Raw genomic sequence first — 17,374 nt, 5'->3', positions numbered from 1 at the left:
CTTTGAATAATTTATTGCTGGGTGTAAAAGTTATAGTCCCTGAGCACCCTGTCAACAAAAAGTATAGGTTTTTCAACGGGTTGGACCTGCATTTGGCCACTTAATCTTTCTGCAAGTTTGACGATCACATTATGGTTGCCATTGCGACGGGCGCCATCAAATACCGTTTTTATGGTTTGCATGTCCTTATCAGAAAAGATGGTCACCTGTGGATATTTAGGCACGTAATCTTCGGGCAGATTAACCAGAAGGGTCTGGTTGATCTTTACTTTTTCGCTTTCATTGATCACAGTAGTCCCCGCAGCCATATCTCCCAGCCGCTGTCCTTTTCCGTTCAGTAATATTGTAAATACGGCTACACCGCCACTGGAAAGGGTAATGTCTATAATGCGCATGATCCAGCGCACAAAAAAACTTCCAAAACCGGGTTTTGAACCATCCAGTTTTACAACGCGCAATTTTAAGGCAGCCTTTCCTGGCGTCCTCCCATCCCAGAGGGTTTCAAACAATAAAAAGTACAAAAAGGTAGGGATTCCCATAACCATAAAGAATACCATTACATTACCGGAATCAGAATCAATGCCAAAGGCCGCAAGGGAAAAAAGTGAGGCTACCCAATAAATACCCAGAATAAGCATATCTATCAAATAACCCAGTAAGCGCTCCCCTATTCCTGCCACATTTTGCTGGATGCTTACATTTTGGGCGGTTTCGATTTGAAAATTGTCCATGAATTACTTTTCTTTACACTTCTAAGAAAAAGACGATGCGCGAGGCTGCCTTTGTGAAGCAAAATAAAGCTAAATGGTTACAATTTGAAAACGTTCTGGCTAATAATGAGCCCCGGCTTTCACCTGATGAACTCTCGGCCCTTTATATTGAAGTTACAGATCACCTGAGTTACGCACAGACGTTCTACCCCCAGAGCAAAACAGCAGCCTACCTTAATAACCTTGCCAGCAAGTCGCACCAGAAGATCTACAAGACTAAAAGGGAATCTTCAAAGCGCTTTATTACCTTTTTTACCGAAGAATTCCCCCTTTTATTCTACAACTATCAAAAACAACTTTTGTTGGCCTTTTTCACTTTTGCCCTTTTCAGTATTATAGGTGCCTATAGCGCATCAACAGATGGCGCGTATGTACGCACGATTATGGGCGATGGGTATGTGAACATGACCCTTGAGAATATAGGAAAGGATGATCCCATGGCGGTCTATAAACAAATGAACGAGACTGAAATGTTTCTGGGCATCACCATAAATAACATCCGGGTGGCGCTGATGGCATTCGTTTTTGGAATTGTAGTAAGTGTAGGCTCCCTTTTCTTTATGATGCGCAATGGCGTCATGCTGGGGTCTTTTCAATACTTCTTTTACGATAAGGGACTTTTATGGGAATCTGCACGTACCATCTGGATACATGGTACCATAGAGATTTCGGTAATTATTGTTGCCGGCTGCGCCGGAATCGTACTCGGTAATGGCATACTGTTTCCCGGAACGTATACGCGCCTGGAATCCTTTAAGCGCAGTATGAAAAACGGACTCAAGATCGTGGCAAGTACGGTCCCGTTCTTTATAATTGCAGGTTTTCTGGAAGGTTTTGTCACGCGCCATACCGAAATGCCAGACTGGCTCGCGGTTCTTATCATTGTGGCGTCGCTTAGCCTTATTCTATTTTATTACGTAATTTATCCCCGGATTGTATATAAAAATCAAGTAAACAACCTCCTAAATGATTAACCAGAAAATTAATTTCAAAAGCCAGCGGGAAATTGGCGAGATCCTTTCCGATACGTTTAAGTTTATACGTCTTGAATATAAAGGGCTTTTTAAGGCTTTAATGCGCAATGCCGGTATCCCCTTTCTGATATTACTGGCAGCCACAGGCTACTATGCGGCCACGGCGACAGATTTTAATTTTCTGGCAACGGGTGGTGCCTTTGCCGCCGGTGGGATCGTACTGGGACTTTCAATCCTGGGGATTGCCACCATGCTTTATTACGGATTCATGTTTGGAACCGTGTTGCATTATATTAAAAATTATATTGAAGGTCCCACATCTATAGATCAGCAACTCATTAGCAAAAATGTACGTAGCGACCTGGGAAGTATCATTGGGCTGACCATTCTCAGTTTCCTTATGACTATTATTGGTTTTATGCTATGCTTTTTACCGGGGGTCTATCTTTTTGTACCGCTAACCCTCGTTTATGCCCTTTATATATTTAGAAATCTTAGTGTGGGGAATTCTATAACAGAGAGCTTTAGCCTTGTTAAAAATGAGTGGTGGTCTACTTTTTTTGCCTTTATTGTTATTTATATCATTGTTTACTTAATAGGCCTGGTTTTTCAAATCCCCTTGTTGATCTATACTTTTTTTAGTGCATTTACAAAATCCCAGGAAGTTTCCGGTGGTGATATGAGCCAGGTTTTTGATTGGGTCTATGTTACCTTAAACGTGATTTCCTCTGCCGCGTCCTATTTGTTTTATACCATAGTCGTTATCGCTTCGGCCTTTATTTATTTTAACCTGAACGAAAAGAAGAACCAGACGGGTACACTGGAGCGAATTGATAGTATAGGCAACGATCTTTAATGGTCAAATTCCACCTACATATATCCATTTTTATACTCTTTTGGTGTGTTTTCCTTCCGGCTGGAGCGCAACAGGCAGATAGTATACCTACCGTACAGGAAGTACGCTACGATAAAAGCCTCGTAAATCCTCCAGAAATAGATAAAAACGACCTAAAAGCGTATAAAAACGACGAGGCTTTTGATTATTCGGAATACCTTCCGAAGGATAATTGGTGGACGCAATTCAACAACTGGCTCAATGAACTCTGGCATTCTTTCCTACGCTGGATTCTCAACGAAAGGGAAGCCACGGGAATACTTGCATTTTTGATCAGGGCACTTCCCTACCTCATTGTTGCAGGTGTTTTAGTCTTTCTCGTATGGCTTTTTATAAAAGTAGATATGAGCGGTTCACCGTTGCTGGGGAGTACACCTAATCAAGTTATCCTGAACAGTGAAGAAGAACTTTTAAAACACGATGATCTTCAGCAACTGATAGATAATGCCACAAACAATAATAATTACCGGCTTGCTATTAGATATTATTATTTGCTGGTGCTACAAAACTTAAGCAAGAAGGAGCTTATCACCTGGGAAGTGCAGAAAACCAATAAAGACTATGTTTATGAACTTCAGGATAGCAAACTGCGCTCGCAGTTCAGCAAGATTACGCGTATCTATGATTTCATATGGTATGGCAGTTTTGAAGTCAACGAGTCCGCTTTTGCTAAAGCGCAGCAGGAATTCATTAAACTGAACAGCGGGATATGAACAGGCGCTATAAAATAATGGCAATCGTTTTGGTGCTGCTGATTGGGCTGCTGGTTTTTGTACAAACGTCAAAACCAGAAGAGCTCAACTGGTTTCCCAGCTATAGCGCAAAAGCAAAAATACCCCTGGGAAGCTATATATTTTATGACCAGCTGCAAAAGAAAACCGATGCGCAACGAGTGCAAAATGTTACCACGCCCCCATTTGAATTCCTGATCGACAGCGTGGGCGATGGAACTTATTTTTTTCTGAACAACGACGTTTCCTTTGATCCTTCGGAAACAAAAAAGATTCTAAAATGGGTAGGCCGGGGAAACACCCTTTTTGTGGCCGCTACGTATCAAAGCAAAAAATTACTTGATACCTTAAATCTCGAATTGGCTACTTTTTATGAGCAAAACAGCTTCACCAGAAAACCCTTGTTGAACCTTAGCAACCCGGGCTTAAAACGGGAACGTCCCTATTTGATGGACAAAGATCTGGGTTCGTCGTATTTCAAATCCCTTGACACAGCGAATACAACCGTACTGGGAGTTTACGACAGGATGAGAGATCAGGATTCCACGGCGATCATAGAACCAAAAGTAAACTTTGTCAAAGTTCCGTTTGAAAATGGTTTTGTCTACCTGCACCTTTTTCCGCAGGCATTTTCAAACTTCTTTATGCTTGAAGATGATAACAGTGACTATACCGCAGGCGTTCTTGCCTATTTGCCCAAAGAAAAAACCTTGTTTCTGGACCACTATTATAAAACCGGAAAAACATACAACACCTCGCCCCTTTTTCTTATTTTCAGTAACAAATACCTGAAATGGGCCTATTACCTACTGCTTATTATTGCTGTGCTTTGGGTCTATTTTGAAGGAAAGCGCAAGCAGCGAAGCATCCCCGTTATACGACCCAGACCTAACCAGACGCTCGATTTTACACGTACGATCGCGAATATGTATTTAGAAAACAAAGACCATAAAGAAATCGCCCAGCACCAGATCAATCATTTTCTTGAATATGTGCGCAGCGCGTATACCGTTAGCACGGGACAATTGAATGAGAATTTTATAAATACGGTCGCTGCAAAAAGTGGTAGCGAACAAACGGAGGTAAAACAACTTGTAAACACGATCATCACCATACGGCAACAGCCCGCGGTTTCAGAACAGCAACTTATTGAGCTTAATACGCGTATCGAAAATTTTAAAGCGAAAAACTAATGGAAGAAAAATTCAAAAATACCGAAAACGAGCAGCCTTCAGAAAACGATCAAAATGAGCTCAAAAATGGTGAAAAAAACACCGAAAATGAGCAGCAAATGGCAGAAAATCCGCTAGAAGCTGCATTGCGCGTACGGGAAGAGCAGCATATCGAAAGCGGGGACATGGATTTTAAAAACCGTATTCCCCTTGAAGAACTGCATGAAACCGTTACACGGTTAAAAGAAGAGCTCGCCAAAGTGATCGTAGGTCAGCAGGAATTTATAGAACTGCTAATTGTAGCACTGCTCGCGGATGGTCACGTACTCATAGAAGGTGTGCCCGGGATCGCGAAAACCATCACCGCAAAGCTTTTTGCCCGAACGCTGGACACACAGTTCAGCCGTATTCAATTTACGCCAGATCTTATGCCCAGCGATGTTTTGGGAACCTCCATCCTGAACATGAAAACCAGTTCGTTTGAGTTCAAACAAGGTCCTATATTTTCTAATATTGTGCTCATTGACGAGATCAACCGGGCACCGGCAAAAACGCAGGCAGCGCTTTTTGAGGTTATGGAAGAGCAGCAGGTAACCATTGATGGAAAAGAACATAAAATGGAGCCACCCTTTATGGTGCTCGCGACCCAGAACCCCATTGAACAAGAAGGAACTTACGCCCTGCCCGAAGCGCAGCTGGACCGTTTTCTATTTAAGATCAAAGTTGAGTATCCTAAGTTAAATGATGAAGTCGCCATTTTAAAAACGCATCACGAGCGAAAAAAACAACCTTTAGAGCTCATAAATTCGGCTATAAACCCTGCCCAATTGGCAACCTTTAGAGCACAGACCAGAGATGTGCTTATTGAAGAGAAAATACTGCACTATATTGCTGAGATCGTAGTAAAATCAAGGACACACCCCCATTTATACCTGGGCGGTTCTCCCCGTGCCTCCTTAGCCATAATGAACGCTTCAAAGGCTTTTGCAGCCATTAATGGGAGGGATTTTGTAACTCCGGAAGACGTGAAGCAGGTGGTAAAACCAGTTATGGGACATCGCATCATCCTTTCCCCAGAACGCGAGATGGAGGGCATGACCCCAGAGACGGTCATTGATTTGCTGGTACAGTCTGTAGAAATACCCCGCTAGGTGAAATTTTTTAAATTCATACAATCCCTTTATTTGAGCATGCGCCTATTTTACGCGCTTGCGGTTATCGTCGTGCTTTTTTTGTTTTCCTATTGGTATCACATTTTTTTTCCCTTGGGGTGGCTTTGCATTTTAGCACTTTTTATCGCTCTTTTGATAGATAGTATCGCGCTCTTTCGGCCCCAGGATGCATTACAGGCAGACCGGATGCTGCCTGAAAAATTTTCCAATAGCGATTTGAACACGGTTCCCATAAAAGTTATCAATAACTATAAATTTAGCGTGCGGGTCACGGCGATTGATGAAATTCCCGTACAGTTTCAAAAACGGGATTTTAGCAAAGAAATCAGTCTGGCGTCAAAAACTACCGATCAATTTGAATATGAACTACGTCCCGTGACGCGGGGCGATTATAGATTCGGCAATCTTAACCTATATGTGAATACGAAGTGGAATCTCGCGGTAAGGCGCTATACCTTTAAAAAAGACCAACAAGTAAAGGTATACCCATCTTTCATTCAGATGAAAAAATACGCCTTCCTGGCGATTGACAACAAATTGTCGCAATACGGCCTCAAGAAAATCCGTCGCATAGGCCACACGATGGAATTTGAGCAGATCAAGGAATATGTAATGGGCGATGATGTGCGCACCATAAACTGGAAGGCTACCGCCAAAGCTGGTGACCTTATGGTCAATCAATATCAGGATGAAAAGTCGCAGCCTATTTATAGCATAATAGACGCCAGCCGGGTCATGAAAATGCCCTTTGAAGGATTGACCTTATTGGATTATGCCATCAACAGCACGCTTGCCTTTAGCAACGTCGCTTTAAAGAAAGGTGATAAAACAGGTCTGCTCACCTTTTCCAATACCATACAGAACCATCTCGCGGCAAGCAACAAAAAAACGCATATCAACACGATCCTTGAAGTGCTTTATAGTATAGATCCCCAGTTTCTGGACAGTGACTACGGCCGGCTTTATGCCGAAGTAAAACGTAAGATTACACATCGCAGTTTACTCCTTTTATATACAAATTTTGAGCATATCAGCGCGCTGCAACGCCAGCTACCCTATCTCAAGGCACTTGCTAAAAAACACGTGCTCGTGGTAATTTTATTTGAAAATACAGAGATAAAACATTTGATCGATAAACCTGCGGGAAGTACTCCGGAAATATATCATAAAACCATTGCCCAAAAAATGGATTATGACAAAAAAATAATGGCAAAAGAGCTCGAAAAGAATGGAATTCAGACTGTTTTAACCCGCCCGGAAGATCTTACTGTAAATACTATCAATAAATATCTGGAAATCAAAGCGCGAGGGATGCTTTAAATTCGGCCGTTTTAATTTATTCCTGTACCAAGTTGAATTTATTTAGAAGCAGTATTTAAGGCCAGTTGTAAATTTTGATAGTTATCTGAGGATTTTCCCGTACTTATTACTCTCTATTTTTACTCTAAATACCATATACTGATATTTATTTTGATACTTTCAAAAATAACCAGTAGATAATCAGCGAATTAACTCTATTTATTAATCGTTGCAATCCGTTTTCTTTCAATTACAACTTGCTTAGAATAAGCACTAACATTTCATTATAAAACTTCCTATCTTTGCACTCCAAAATTAAACAGGTATGATAGCAGTTACCTTGCCAGACGGCAGTGTAAAAGAGGTTGAAAAAGGCACCACACCCATCGATATTGCAAACAGTATCAGCGCGGGACTTGCCCGTAATGTGATTTCGGCAAAATATAATGACACCGTGGTGGAAACCGTGACGCCACTTACGGAAAATGGAAAACTTGTCCTTTTTACGTGGAATGATGAAGAAGGCAAAAAGGCTTTCTGGCACTCCAGTGCACACATTCTGGCGCAGGCCATTCAGCAATTATACCCAGAAGCAAAACTTACCATTGGCCCCGCGATTGACAATGGCTTCTATTACGACGTAGATATGGGCGAAGCAACGCTCAGTGAAAATGATTTTGGCAAGATAGAAGCTAAAATGCTTGAAATCGCCCGCGGAAAGCATGATTTCAATATGCATAGTGTGTCTAAAAATGATGCGCTAAAAATGTATGAAGAGCAGGGTAATGAATACAAAGTGGAGCTGATCGAGAATCTCGAGGATGGTTCCATTACTTTTTGTGACCACGATACCTTTACAGATTTATGCCGTGGCGGTCATATCCCCAACACAGGGATCGTCAAAGCCATCAAATTAATGAAAGTCGCCGGGGCATATTGGCGCGCTGATGAGAACAATACCCAGCTTACTCGTATTTACGGTATATCTTTCCCCAAGCAAAAAGAACTTAATGAATACCTGCATTTACTGGAGGAAGCTAAAAAACGGGACCATCGTAAACTGGGCAAAGAGCTTGAACTTTTTACTTTTTCACAAAAAGTGGGTCAGGGACTGCCATTATGGCTACCCAATGGTGCTGCATTGCGTGAACGTTTAGAAAATTTTCTTAAAGCAGCCCAGAAAAAGGCGGGTTACGAGATGGTGGTTACGCCGCACATAGGCCAGAAAGAACTTTATGTTACTTCGGGTCATTACCAGAAATATGGTGAAGACAGCTTTAGACCGATTACCACACCTTCTGAAGGTGAGGAATTTTTGCTCAAACCCATGAACTGTCCGCACCACTGTGAGATATTCAACGCCACATCCTGGAGCTACCGTGACTTACCAAAGCGTTTTGCAGAATTTGGTACCGTTTACCGATACGAGCAAAGTGGTGAACTTCACGGTTTGACCCGTGTACGCGGTTTTACGCAGGATGATGCGCATATATTCTGTACTCCAGACCAGCTGGATGAGGAATTCAAAAAAGTGATTGATCTGGTACTTTATGTATTCGGATCTCTTGGTTTTGAGAATTTTACCGCTCAGGTTTCCTTACGCGATCCGGAGAACAAGAAAAAATATATAGGCAGCAATGCCAACTGGGAAAAAGCGGAAAATGCCATTATCAACGCGGCCATTGATAAAAACCTGAACTATGTGGTAGAAACAGGTGAAGCGGCATTCTATGGTCCTAAGTTGGACTTTATGGTAAAAGATGCCCTGGGCCGTAGTTGGCAATTGGGTACCATTCAAGTAGATTATAACCTGCCCGAACGCTTTGACCTTACATACAAAGGCAGTGACAATGAACTGCATCGCCCGGTTATGATACACCGTGCACCCTTTGGCAGTATGGAGCGTTTTGTGGCGATACTTCTGGAACATACCGGCGGTAATTTCCCATTATGGCTTATGCCCGTGCAGGCCAGCATTTTAACGCTTAGCGAAAAATATGAAAAATACGCTAAAAATGTTTTGGATTCTCTTGAAAATCACGAAATTCGCGCCATTGTAGATGACCGTGGCGAAACAATGGGCAAGAAAATAAGGGAAGCTGAAATCAAAAAAACTCCTTATATGCTCATAATTGGCGAAACAGAAGCCAATGATGGTACGGTTTCTGTACGTAAACATGGTGGTGAGGATTTAGGTGCAATGACCGTCGCAGATTTTGCAGGTCTGGTAAACCAGAACATAGAACTCACGCTTAAAAAATTTAAAGTTTAATTAAAAATCAATAGTCATAGCAATACGTAGAAAAAGATCAAGAGGCCCAGCCAGGATTGAGAAGAAAGATCAACACAATATCAATCGCAAGATACGCTCTAAGGAAGTGCGCCTAGTAGGCGATAATGTCGAAATGGACATCTACCCTACTCCAAAAGCGCTTGAAATGGCAGATGAAATGGGTCTGGACCTGGTGGAGATTTCACCAAATGCAGAACCACCGGTCTGTAAGATCATGGATTATAAGAAGTTCGTTTACGAGCAGAAAAAGCGCGAAAAAGCCATAAAAGCGAAAGCGTCTAAAGTTACCGTAAAAGAAATTCGTTTTGGTCCCAACACAGATGATCACGATTACGATTTTAAGAAGAAACATGCCATTAAATTCCTTGAAGAAGGATCGAAGCTTAAAGCATATGTTTTCTTTAAAGGACGTTCTATTATCTATAAAGATCAGGGGCAGATTCTACTTTTAAGATTGGCTCAGGATCTTGAAGAATATGGCAAGGTGGAGCAAATGCCTAAACTTGAAGGAAAAAGGATGATTATGTTCCTGGCTCCCAAGAAGACAAAATAAATATTAAGATTAGGGTATATCTCAAAAAATCTATTTTAAATAGAAATAGAGGTCAATAGAATATGTCCCGAAATCAATAAAGAAAAAGAAATAGCGGAATAATCATATAAAAAAGGAACATGCCAAAATTAAAAACAAAATCCAGTGCCAAGAAGCGTTTTAAGCTTACCGGAACTGGTAAGATCAAAAGAAAGCACGCTTTCAAAAGTCACATATTAACTAAAAAGTCTAAAAAACGTAAGCGTAATCTTACTCAGGACACTTTAGTTCATAAGGCTGATGAGCCAAACGTCAAAATCATGTTGCGCCTTAAGTAAACCGCGCAACCGGTTAAAATTCATTAAAAACCCTGGAGTCGGGCCTTTACAAGAATTCTAATTTATTTGGGATCGCCCGCTACAAAAAAATTTAAATTATGCCAAGATCAGTAAACGCGGTAGCTTCCAGAGCCCGCAGAAAGAAAATCATTAAACAAGCTAAAGGTTATTTTGGACGTCGTAAAAACGTTTATACCGTAGCTAAGAATGCGGTGGAAAAGGCCATGCTTTATGCATACCGTGACCGTCGTCAAAAGAAGAGAAACTTCAGATCGTTATGGATCGCCCGTATCAACGCGGGAGCACGCATACATGGAATGTCATATTCCAAGTTTATGGGTGCGGTTAAAAAAGCAGACATTTCCCTAAACAGAAAAGTCCTTGCTGATTTAGCTATGAACCATCCGGAAGCGTTTGAAGCTATCGTGAAAAAAGTAAAATAAGGGCTGACGCCTAAAATTAATAATCATTCCGCTAAAAAAACCCGGCCAAAAGCCGGGTTTTTTGCATTTTACAAGGTTATTTTTTAAAGCGCTGAAGAGGAAGATTACAACTGGCACAATGGCTTCTTTTAGAGATAAAGAAAACGTTTTGTTGTTCGATATCAAAAATAGCAACGTGCTGTAATCCTTATTGTGCTCTTGACAAAACCCTTAGAAACCAAAGGTTAAACCTTTTTCACCAACGTGACTTTAACCCCCATTTCAAGCAATTTGTTTTTAACCGAAAGCGGTAGACTGTCATCTGTAATAATCTCGTCAATAGCATCTATTTCGCAAATTTTACCAAAGCTCCTCTTTCCGAATTTCGAAGAATCTGCCAAAATAATCGTTTTTTGAGCACAATCCATCATTTTTTTATTTAAGACTGCTTCCTCAAGACTCGTGGTTGTACAGCCATAATCCAGATCAATACCATCAACACCCAAAAAAAGCTGATTGCAGGAAATATTACTCAAAATATGCTGCGCGTAGTGACCTGTTACAGAACCGGAGCTGTGCCTCAACGGTCCGCCGAGCTGTATTACCTCAACATCTTTATTTTTTATAAGCTCGAGGGCTACATGCAAAGAAGAGGTGATAACATTTAGTTTCCCCAAAGGAACAATAGCCCTGGCCAATTGTTGCACAGTGGTGCCTGAAGCTAACATGATAGAATCGTTCTCCAGGATAAGCTTTAATGCGGTTTCCGCAATATTAGACTTCTCCTCTACCGAAATCTTTTCCTTTTCCTGAATAGGTTTTTCATTGATATAAGGGTTATCAAGCGATGCCCCGCCGTGTGTTCTATATAGTAATCCTTTCTCTTCGAGAAGTTTCAGATCTTTTCTTATGGTTACGGCACTCACGTCAAGTTCATCACAAAGATCAAGAACCTTTACATGTTTTTTTTCCCTTAATCGCTCTAAAATCAACTGATGTCGTTCCATAACTCCCCATTTTCTTAGTATCCAAAGATAAATAAGTAACGGCAATATTCTCAAAGAATACTATTCAATTATCTTTTTCAAAATTTTTCGAAACGTGTACATAATCCTATAATAAGACTTCAATCATCTTATAAACAGTTTAAATAAACACCTGATTCCCTATAGGCCTTAGTTAGAGAACATTCTTACTTAGAATGAAATACGTCTGATCTATATTTATATACTAATTCCGCTAACTATTTTTTACTTTCGTAATTCTTCACTTAAAATCAAATGAAACCTAAATTCGAATAATATTCGTTAAATGTTTCGTTTTTATTCTTTTATTGGCATACTTATAGTATATTTGAAAATAAACGAAATATAAAGCAAAATGAAAACAAACCTATATTCCCGTGAATCCATTCTCAAAGGTCTTGATCATCAGGGTGATTGGGACGTTATCGTCATCGGTGGAGGTGCTACCGGCTTAGGGACGGCATTAGACAGCGTTACACGAGGTTATAAAACTTTACTTCTTGAGCAGGTAGATTATGCTAAAGGAACTTCCAGCCGTAGCACAAAACTTGCACATGGGGGCGTAAGGTATCTTGCGCAGGGCGATATAGGTTTGGTTCGGGAAGCACTTTTTGAACGCGGAATGATGTTTCAAAATGCCCCGCACCTCGTACAAAACCAATCGTTTGTAATACCTAATTATAAGTGGTGGGAAGGAATTTATTACACCATTGGTCTTAAAATGTACGACCTGCTTGCGGGTAGTATGAGCATTGGCAAATCGCATCACATAAAGAAGGAAAATACCTTAGAGCGAATAGCCAACTTAAAGCAGGATAAACTTAAAGGTGGTGTAGTTTATAAAGATGGGCAGTTTGACGATTCCAGGCTTGCGGTAAATGTGGCACAAACATGTATAGAAAATGGCGCTACCCTACTCAATCATTTCGAGGTTACAGATTTAACTGAAAATGACAAAGGAAAGGTTTCAGGCGTTATTGCGAAAGATACCGAAACCGGAATATCACATCAATTTACAGGAAAAGTAATCATAAACGCAACAGGTGTATTTGCTGATGACATTCTCAAAATGGAAAAAGCTGATGCGAAAAAAACCATTGTACCAAGTCAGGGTGTTCATCTTGTCTTTGATAAATCTTTTCTGCCTGGAGACGACGCGATCATGATTCCCAAAACTGAGGACGGTCGTGTTCTTTTTGTCATCCCCTGGCATAACAAGGCCTTAGTGGGCACGACAGATACTAATCTTGAAAGTCACAGCCTGGAACCCCAGCCGCTAGAAAAAGAAATAGATTTTATTCTAAAAACCTTTAATAATTACAATTCCAAACAAGCGACACGCAAAGATGTGAAAAGCATTTTTGCCGGACTAAGACCACTGGCAGCACCAAAAGACGCTTCGGAAAAAAGCAAGGAAATTTCCCGAAGCCATAAGATTATTGTATCAGATTCTGATCTGATCACAATTACCGGAGGAAAATGGACCACATTCAGACGTATGGCGCAAGATGCCATCGATAAGGTCATTTCGCTGAAAAAACTTCCGGAAAAAGAGTGCAAGACTAAAAACTTCCCGCTACACGGCGCCAGACCAACGAAAAATACCGAAAATCACTTGTATATCTACGGTAGCGATCAACCCAAACTTGAGAAACTTATTACGGAAAGACCTGAATTGGGCGCAATCTTGGATGACAGGTTGCCTTTTGTAGGGGCTGAAGTGGTATGGGCCGTACGTTACGAGATGGCCAGAACGGTTGAAGATGTATTGGCACGACGTGTACGCGCTCTTTTTCTTGATGCACGTGCTGCAATTGCCATGGCACCAAAAGTTGCTGCGCTAATTCGCGAAGAACTCGGCCAGACCCAGGAATGGGAAGATAACCAACTTTCAACATTCACTAAAATGGCCGAAAAGTACGTATGTAAATAATAATTTCAATACCTGATGATAATGTGAAATGCTGGTCATTTTTGTCAGGTATTTTTTTCATCAAGCCCCCGGCATTTTTCAATAATTGCCTAGAACGCACTAAAACCAGCTGTTTTAAACCAAATAATAACCTTAAATAACCAATAATGGATACATTTATCTTAGCCTTAGACCAGGGAACTACCAGTTCCCGCGCAATCGTTTTCGACAAAAAAGGAAAAATTGTGTCGGTTGCCCAGAAAGAATTTCAGCAATATTTCCCTAAACCGGGATGGGTAGAGCACGATCCTGCTGAAATATGGGCCACGCAGGCGGGAGTTGCCGCAGAAGCCACCACAAAAAAAGGACTCAACGGTAAAAACATTGCGGGAATTGGAATCACCAACCAACGGGAGACCGTGGTCGTGTGGGATCGTAAAACCGGTAAAGCGGTTTACAATGCCATCGTATGGCAGGATAAACGTACCGCAGACTATTGTGAAAAACTGAAGGAAGAAGGCAAAGCGGATATGATCCAGAAGAAAACGGGCCTGAAAATAGATTCTTATTTTTCGGGAACCAAAGTTAAATGGATTTTGGATAACGTAGATGGCGTTAGGGAGCGTGCAGAGGCCGGTGAGCTTGCCATGGGAACCATTGATTCCTGGTTGATATGGAACTTTACCAAAGGTGAATTGCACATTACGGATGTAACAAATGCATCCCGAACCATGTTGTTCAACATCAATACGATGGAATGGGACGATGAACTGATCGAACTTTTTGACATCCCAAAAAGCATGTTGCCAGAGGTAAAAGATTCCAGCGAAATCTATGGCCATACCAAAACGACGGTCTTTGCTTCAAAAATTCCCATCGCAGGTATTGCGGGAGATCAAATGGCCGCACTTTTCGGGCAGATGTGCACCAAAAAGGGAATGGTAAAAAGTACCTATGGTACGGGATGTTTTATGCTTATGAATATAGGCAAAAAGCCCATTCTTTCTAAAAACAACCTACTCACCACCGTCGCGTGGAGAATAAAAGGTGAAACGCGTTACGCCCTGGAAGGGAGCATTTTTATAGGCGGCGCAGTAGTGCAATGGTTAAGGGACGGTCTGGGAATCATCAGAAGATCGTCTGATGTGGAACACCTTGCCAGCTCTGTAGATAGCACGGATGGCGTTTACTTTATACCGGCCTTTGTGGGAATGGGCGCCCCTTACTGGAACCAAAAAGCACAGGGAACCATTTTCGGTCTGAATCGCGGGACTACAGATGCGCACATTGCCAGGGCTTCCATTGAGGCAATTGCCTACCAAACGATGGATATTTTAAAGGCAATGAAAGCCGACTCCGGTATCAGTATCAAAGAAGTTCGCGTAGACGGCGGCGCTTCTGTAAATGATATGTTGATGCAGTTTCAGGCAGATGTGCTGGATTCGGTCACCATTCGACCAGAAATTACCGAAACCACTGCCCTGGGCGCTGCATATCTTGCGGGAATCGCCGTAGGTTTTTGGGAAAGTGAAGAAGAAATTCAAGAAATGTGGGAAGAAGAAACACGTTTTACACCAGCAAAAGATAAGAAAGATGTGGAAAACGGAATCAAAGGCTGGTATCGCGCGGTAGAAGCCTTGAAATACTGGACAACCTTATAAAAACCAACCACTATGACTCCATTTATTGCAGAATTACTGGGAACTGGAATTCTCATACTCCTGGGCGGCGGTATCGTCGCAAATGACATTCTTGAGAAAACTAAAGGAAAAGGGGGCGGCTGGATGACCATTACCACTGCCTGGGGACTTGCGGTTTTTGCCGGTGTTGTTGTCGCGGGTCCGTACAGCGGCGCGCATTTAAATCCGGCCGTAAGTATAGGCCTCGCCGCTGGTGGACTTTTTCCATGGGCAGATGTGCCTTTGTATATCCTGGCCCAGTTTATCGGCGCCATGCTGGGATCGTCTTTGGTCTATGCCATGTACAAAGACCATTTTGACGCCACAGAAGACGCTGGACTCAAACGCGCGGTCTTCTGTACAGACCCCGCAATCCCCAATACGTTCAGGAATATGTTAAGCGAAATCCTGGGCACGTTCGTACTCATTTTCTGTGTGTTCTACTTTTCCGAAGCAGAAATAAATGACGGTACGGGCACGACTGTTGGCCTAGGCTCCATTGGCGCCATCCCCGTGGCATTTATAGTCTGGGGCATTGGCTTATCACTGGGCGGCACCACTGGTTACGCCATCAACCCGGCAAGGGATCTGGGACCCAGAATCGTACATGCGTTATTGCCCATAAGAGGAAAAACCGATAGTAACTGGAGCTACTCCTGGGTTCCCGTTGTGGGGCCTATAATTGGTGCACTGATCGCCGCAATGCTATTCATCATTCTATAATCCTAAAAGCTAAATAATTTATGAAATTTTACATTATGCTGCTGTTTTTTCTATGCCTATCGGTATTTGAAGAAGTAGCGGCGCAGGACGACCTGCGCGCAATAACCACAGATATTGAAGAAGATCAGGATACGGTTTACAAAACGTTAGATTTTAACCTAATGGTCAAAAATATGCACTTATGGCGGGGTTTGCATGTCAGCAACTCTCCCGTAACCGTTGCAGATATCAGCTACAATTCAAAAAATGGATTTTTTAAGGCTGGCCTGTGGGGCGGAAGATCGTTTACCGGTGAGTATACTGAATATGATTACTATCTTAGTTTTTCCCATAAAAACTTTACCCTGGCCATCTGGGACATAAACAATACCAGCGATTATCCTGATGTAGGTTTTTTTAACTATGACCGCGCAGAAACCTCTCATTTTATTGATGCTAGTCTGGCATATTCTTTTGAAAAAATCCCATTGCAGCTTTCATGGTCTACCGTTATTCAGGGCAGGGACACCTATGAAACCAATACTGGAAAGCTGAAAAATGCTTTTACCAACTATGTGGAAGCGAGTTACGTAATTCTTAAGGAAAAAGACTGGTCGTTTGCCGGTTTTGTGGGTGGATCCTTCTCCTTTTTAAGTACCGCACACTTTTATGGCGATCATCCCGGTTTGTCTAACGTAGGGGTAATTTACAACAGGGATGTAAAAATAATGAAGTCCTATACCCTACCCATTTCTGCCACGGCTTCCTGGAATACCGTACAGGAATACGGCGCTATTCAAATTGCCGTGAGTTTATTTTAAAGCTGTTTTTTACCGTTAAAACGCATTTTTTTTAACATAAAACACCAATATTTAGAAGGTACATGTTTGAATCGTCCTTAGAGCGCTCCTTTAACTGCACCCACGCTAATACTACCGTGGGATTCATTATAAACGGCTTCGCCGTTTATAATCAATAAAACCTGTGGACTTTCATGCTGAACGTTAAACTTTGAAGCAACCAGATTGCTTATTTCGCGGTATTGTTTCAGGTCAAGGAAATACGGCTCTACAACGCTTTTTTCAAGATCATATTCCTTTTCAAACTGCTTGAGCGACATACGACTGATTCCGCAGGATGTACTGTGCTTAAAGATTAAAACCGGTGTTTTTGAAGATATTTCAGCAATTTCCTCAACTTGCTCTTTGCGTTCAAGCGCAATCCATTTCACCTCTTTTATCTCCTCTTTTGCGATATCGCGCTGACTTTTAAACTTATCAAAAAATCCCATTTTCGTTTTTTAATTACGTTGTTTTTAACAAAGATACGGCATTAAATACGATAAATTTACTGGTAAATCAAGCATTTTCCACTATAAATTGCCATTTTGTCACTATAAATAGCAAATTAACTGACTAATTGACAATATTCTGCAGCGGCACATTAATTGGTTTAGAC

Annotated in this window: 17 protein-coding genes; 14 read left to right on the top strand and 3 right to left on the bottom strand. The window is 41.7% G+C overall.

The features are described 5' to 3' along the window. Positions 1-11 precede the first annotated feature (11 nt). The gene (locus P162_RS14370) at positions 12-731 is read right to left on the bottom strand and encodes an RDD family protein (protein WP_031428352.1); all 720 of its coding nucleotides are present in this window, start codon (positions 729-731) and stop codon (positions 12-14) included. 35 nt (positions 732-766) lie between these two features. Here P162_RS14370 and P162_RS14365 point away from each other — a divergent pair, with 35 nt between their 5' ends. The 10 genes from P162_RS14365 (at position 767) to rplT (ending at position 10,619) form a co-directional block, all read left to right on the top strand. Next, positions 767-1,744 (top strand): stage II sporulation protein M, encoded by a 978-nt coding sequence (locus P162_RS14365; RefSeq protein WP_031428351.1) that lies wholly within the window; start codon positions 767-769, stop codon positions 1,742-1,744. Then, a complete protein-coding gene (locus tag P162_RS14360; RefSeq protein ID WP_031428350.1) occupies positions 1,737-2,600 on the top strand; it encodes a hypothetical protein in 864 nt (287 codons plus the stop codon). Before P162_RS14365 ends, P162_RS14360 begins: the two co-directional genes overlap by 8 nt. Continuing rightward, a complete protein-coding gene (locus P162_RS14355) occupies positions 2,600-3,352 on the top strand; it encodes a DUF4129 domain-containing protein (protein ID WP_031428348.1) in 753 nt (250 codons plus the stop codon). The genes P162_RS14360 and P162_RS14355 overlap by 1 nt, the downstream gene beginning before the upstream one ends. 17 nt (positions 3,353-3,369) lie before the next feature. Further along, the gene (locus P162_RS14350; RefSeq protein WP_241077784.1) at positions 3,370-4,563 is read left to right on the top strand and encodes a DUF4350 domain-containing protein; all 1,194 of its coding nucleotides are present in this window, start codon (positions 3,370-3,372) and stop codon (positions 4,561-4,563) included. A 164-nt stretch (positions 4,564-4,727) separates the two neighbouring features. After that, complete coding sequence (locus tag P162_RS14345) at positions 4,728-5,693, top strand: AAA family ATPase (protein ID WP_031428346.1); 966 nt, start codon at positions 4,728-4,730, stop codon at positions 5,691-5,693. A 39-nt stretch (positions 5,694-5,732) separates the two neighbouring features. Further along, a complete protein-coding gene (locus P162_RS14340) occupies positions 5,733-7,034 on the top strand; it encodes a DUF58 domain-containing protein (RefSeq protein WP_031428345.1) in 1,302 nt (433 codons plus the stop codon). 304 nt (positions 7,035-7,338) lie between these two features. Next, the gene (gene thrS / locus P162_RS14335) at positions 7,339-9,285 is read left to right on the top strand and encodes a threonine--tRNA ligase (protein ID WP_031428344.1); all 1,947 of its coding nucleotides are present in this window, start codon (positions 7,339-7,341) and stop codon (positions 9,283-9,285) included. Positions 9,286-9,340: 55 nt separating this feature from the next. Next, complete coding sequence (infC, locus tag P162_RS14330; protein ID WP_081868435.1) at positions 9,341-9,859, top strand: translation initiation factor IF-3; 519 nt, start codon at positions 9,341-9,343, stop codon at positions 9,857-9,859. A 119-nt stretch (positions 9,860-9,978) separates the two neighbouring features. Beyond that, positions 9,979-10,176, top strand: a complete 198-nt coding sequence (gene rpmI, locus P162_RS14325; protein ID WP_031428342.1) for a 50S ribosomal protein L35 — start codon at positions 9,979-9,981, stop codon at positions 10,174-10,176. Positions 10,177-10,274: 98 nt separating this feature from the next. After that, the gene (gene rplT / locus P162_RS14320; protein WP_031428341.1) at positions 10,275-10,619 is read left to right on the top strand and encodes a 50S ribosomal protein L20; all 345 of its coding nucleotides are present in this window, start codon (positions 10,275-10,277) and stop codon (positions 10,617-10,619) included. Between the two features lie 224 nt (positions 10,620-10,843). Here rplT and P162_RS14315 read toward each other — a convergent pair whose 3' ends face one another. Beyond that, on the bottom strand, positions 10,844-11,605 hold the full coding sequence (locus tag P162_RS14315; RefSeq protein WP_031428340.1) for a DeoR/GlpR family DNA-binding transcription regulator: 762 nt from the start codon (positions 11,603-11,605) through the stop codon (positions 10,844-10,846). Positions 11,606-11,978: 373 nt separating this feature from the next. Here P162_RS14315 and P162_RS14310 point away from each other — a divergent pair, with 373 nt between their 5' ends. The 4 genes from P162_RS14310 to P162_RS14295 all read left to right on the top strand — a co-directional run bounded on the left by P162_RS14310 (position 11,979) and on the right by P162_RS14295 (position 16,737). Continuing rightward, positions 11,979-13,556 carry a glycerol-3-phosphate dehydrogenase/oxidase gene (locus P162_RS14310; protein ID WP_031428338.1) on the top strand — a complete coding sequence of 526 codons (1,578 nt, stop codon included), beginning with the start codon at positions 11,979-11,981 and terminating at the stop codon, positions 13,554-13,556. 146 nt (positions 13,557-13,702) lie between these two features. Continuing rightward, complete coding sequence (gene glpK, locus P162_RS14305) at positions 13,703-15,196, top strand: glycerol kinase GlpK (protein ID WP_031428337.1); 1,494 nt, start codon at positions 13,703-13,705, stop codon at positions 15,194-15,196. A gap of 12 nt (positions 15,197-15,208) precedes the next feature. Next, positions 15,209-15,937: an MIP/aquaporin family protein gene (locus tag P162_RS14300; RefSeq protein WP_031428335.1), complete on the top strand. Its 729-nt coding sequence runs from the start codon at positions 15,209-15,211 to the stop codon at positions 15,935-15,937. Positions 15,938-15,957: 20 nt separating this feature from the next. Next, complete coding sequence (locus tag P162_RS14295) at positions 15,958-16,737, top strand: hypothetical protein (protein WP_031428333.1); 780 nt, start codon at positions 15,958-15,960, stop codon at positions 16,735-16,737. A 77-nt stretch (positions 16,738-16,814) separates the two neighbouring features. Here the strand turns inward: P162_RS14295 and ytxJ are convergent, their stop codons facing one another. Next, positions 16,815-17,207 (bottom strand): bacillithiol system redox-active protein YtxJ, encoded by a 393-nt coding sequence (gene ytxJ, locus P162_RS14290; RefSeq protein ID WP_031428332.1) that lies wholly within the window; start codon positions 17,205-17,207, stop codon positions 16,815-16,817. Between the last annotated feature and the right edge of the window lie 167 nt (positions 17,208-17,374).

The organism is Flavimarina sp. Hel_I_48 (assembly GCF_000733945.1).
Lineage (GTDB): Bacteria > Bacteroidota > Bacteroidia > Flavobacteriales > Flavobacteriaceae > Leeuwenhoekiella.
The sequence above is the reverse complement of the archived record's forward strand: the minus strand, read 5'-3'. Positions and strand labels throughout refer to the sequence as shown.

What these genes read in the sequence shown, in the direction of transcription:
- P162_RS14370 (WP_031428352.1), bottom strand. Translation starts at nt 731, where the DNA reads ATGGACAATTTTCAAATCGAAACCGCCCAAAATGTAAGCATCCAGCAA.
- P162_RS14365 (WP_031428351.1), top strand. Translation starts at nt 767, where the DNA reads ATGCGCGAGGCTGCCTTTGTGAAGCAAAATAAAGCTAAATGGTTACAA.
- P162_RS14360 (WP_031428350.1), top strand. Translation starts at nt 1,737, where the DNA reads ATGATTAACCAGAAAATTAATTTCAAAAGCCAGCGGGAAATTGGCGAG.
- P162_RS14355 (WP_031428348.1), top strand. Translation starts at nt 2,600, where the DNA reads ATGGTCAAATTCCACCTACATATATCCATTTTTATACTCTTTTGGTGT.
- P162_RS14350 (WP_241077784.1), top strand. Translation starts at nt 3,370, where the DNA reads ATGGCAATCGTTTTGGTGCTGCTGATTGGGCTGCTGGTTTTTGTACAA.
- P162_RS14345 (WP_031428346.1), top strand. Translation starts at nt 4,728, where the DNA reads ATGGATTTTAAAAACCGTATTCCCCTTGAAGAACTGCATGAAACCGTT.
- P162_RS14340 (WP_031428345.1), top strand. Translation starts at nt 5,733, where the DNA reads ATGCGCCTATTTTACGCGCTTGCGGTTATCGTCGTGCTTTTTTTGTTT.
- thrS (WP_031428344.1), top strand. Translation starts at nt 7,339, where the DNA reads ATGATAGCAGTTACCTTGCCAGACGGCAGTGTAAAAGAGGTTGAAAAA.
- rpmI (WP_031428342.1), top strand. Translation starts at nt 9,979, where the DNA reads ATGCCAAAATTAAAAACAAAATCCAGTGCCAAGAAGCGTTTTAAGCTT.
- rplT (WP_031428341.1), top strand. Translation starts at nt 10,275, where the DNA reads ATGCCAAGATCAGTAAACGCGGTAGCTTCCAGAGCCCGCAGAAAGAAA.
- P162_RS14315 (WP_031428340.1), bottom strand. Translation starts at nt 11,605, where the DNA reads ATGGAACGACATCAGTTGATTTTAGAGCGATTAAGGGAAAAAAAACAT.
- P162_RS14310 (WP_031428338.1), top strand. Translation starts at nt 11,979, where the DNA reads ATGAAAACAAACCTATATTCCCGTGAATCCATTCTCAAAGGTCTTGAT.
- glpK (WP_031428337.1), top strand. Translation starts at nt 13,703, where the DNA reads ATGGATACATTTATCTTAGCCTTAGACCAGGGAACTACCAGTTCCCGC.
- P162_RS14300 (WP_031428335.1), top strand. Translation starts at nt 15,209, where the DNA reads ATGACTCCATTTATTGCAGAATTACTGGGAACTGGAATTCTCATACTC.
- P162_RS14295 (WP_031428333.1), top strand. Translation starts at nt 15,958, where the DNA reads ATGAAATTTTACATTATGCTGCTGTTTTTTCTATGCCTATCGGTATTT.
- ytxJ (WP_031428332.1), bottom strand. Translation starts at nt 17,207, where the DNA reads ATGGGATTTTTTGATAAGTTTAAAAGTCAGCGCGATATCGCAAAAGAG.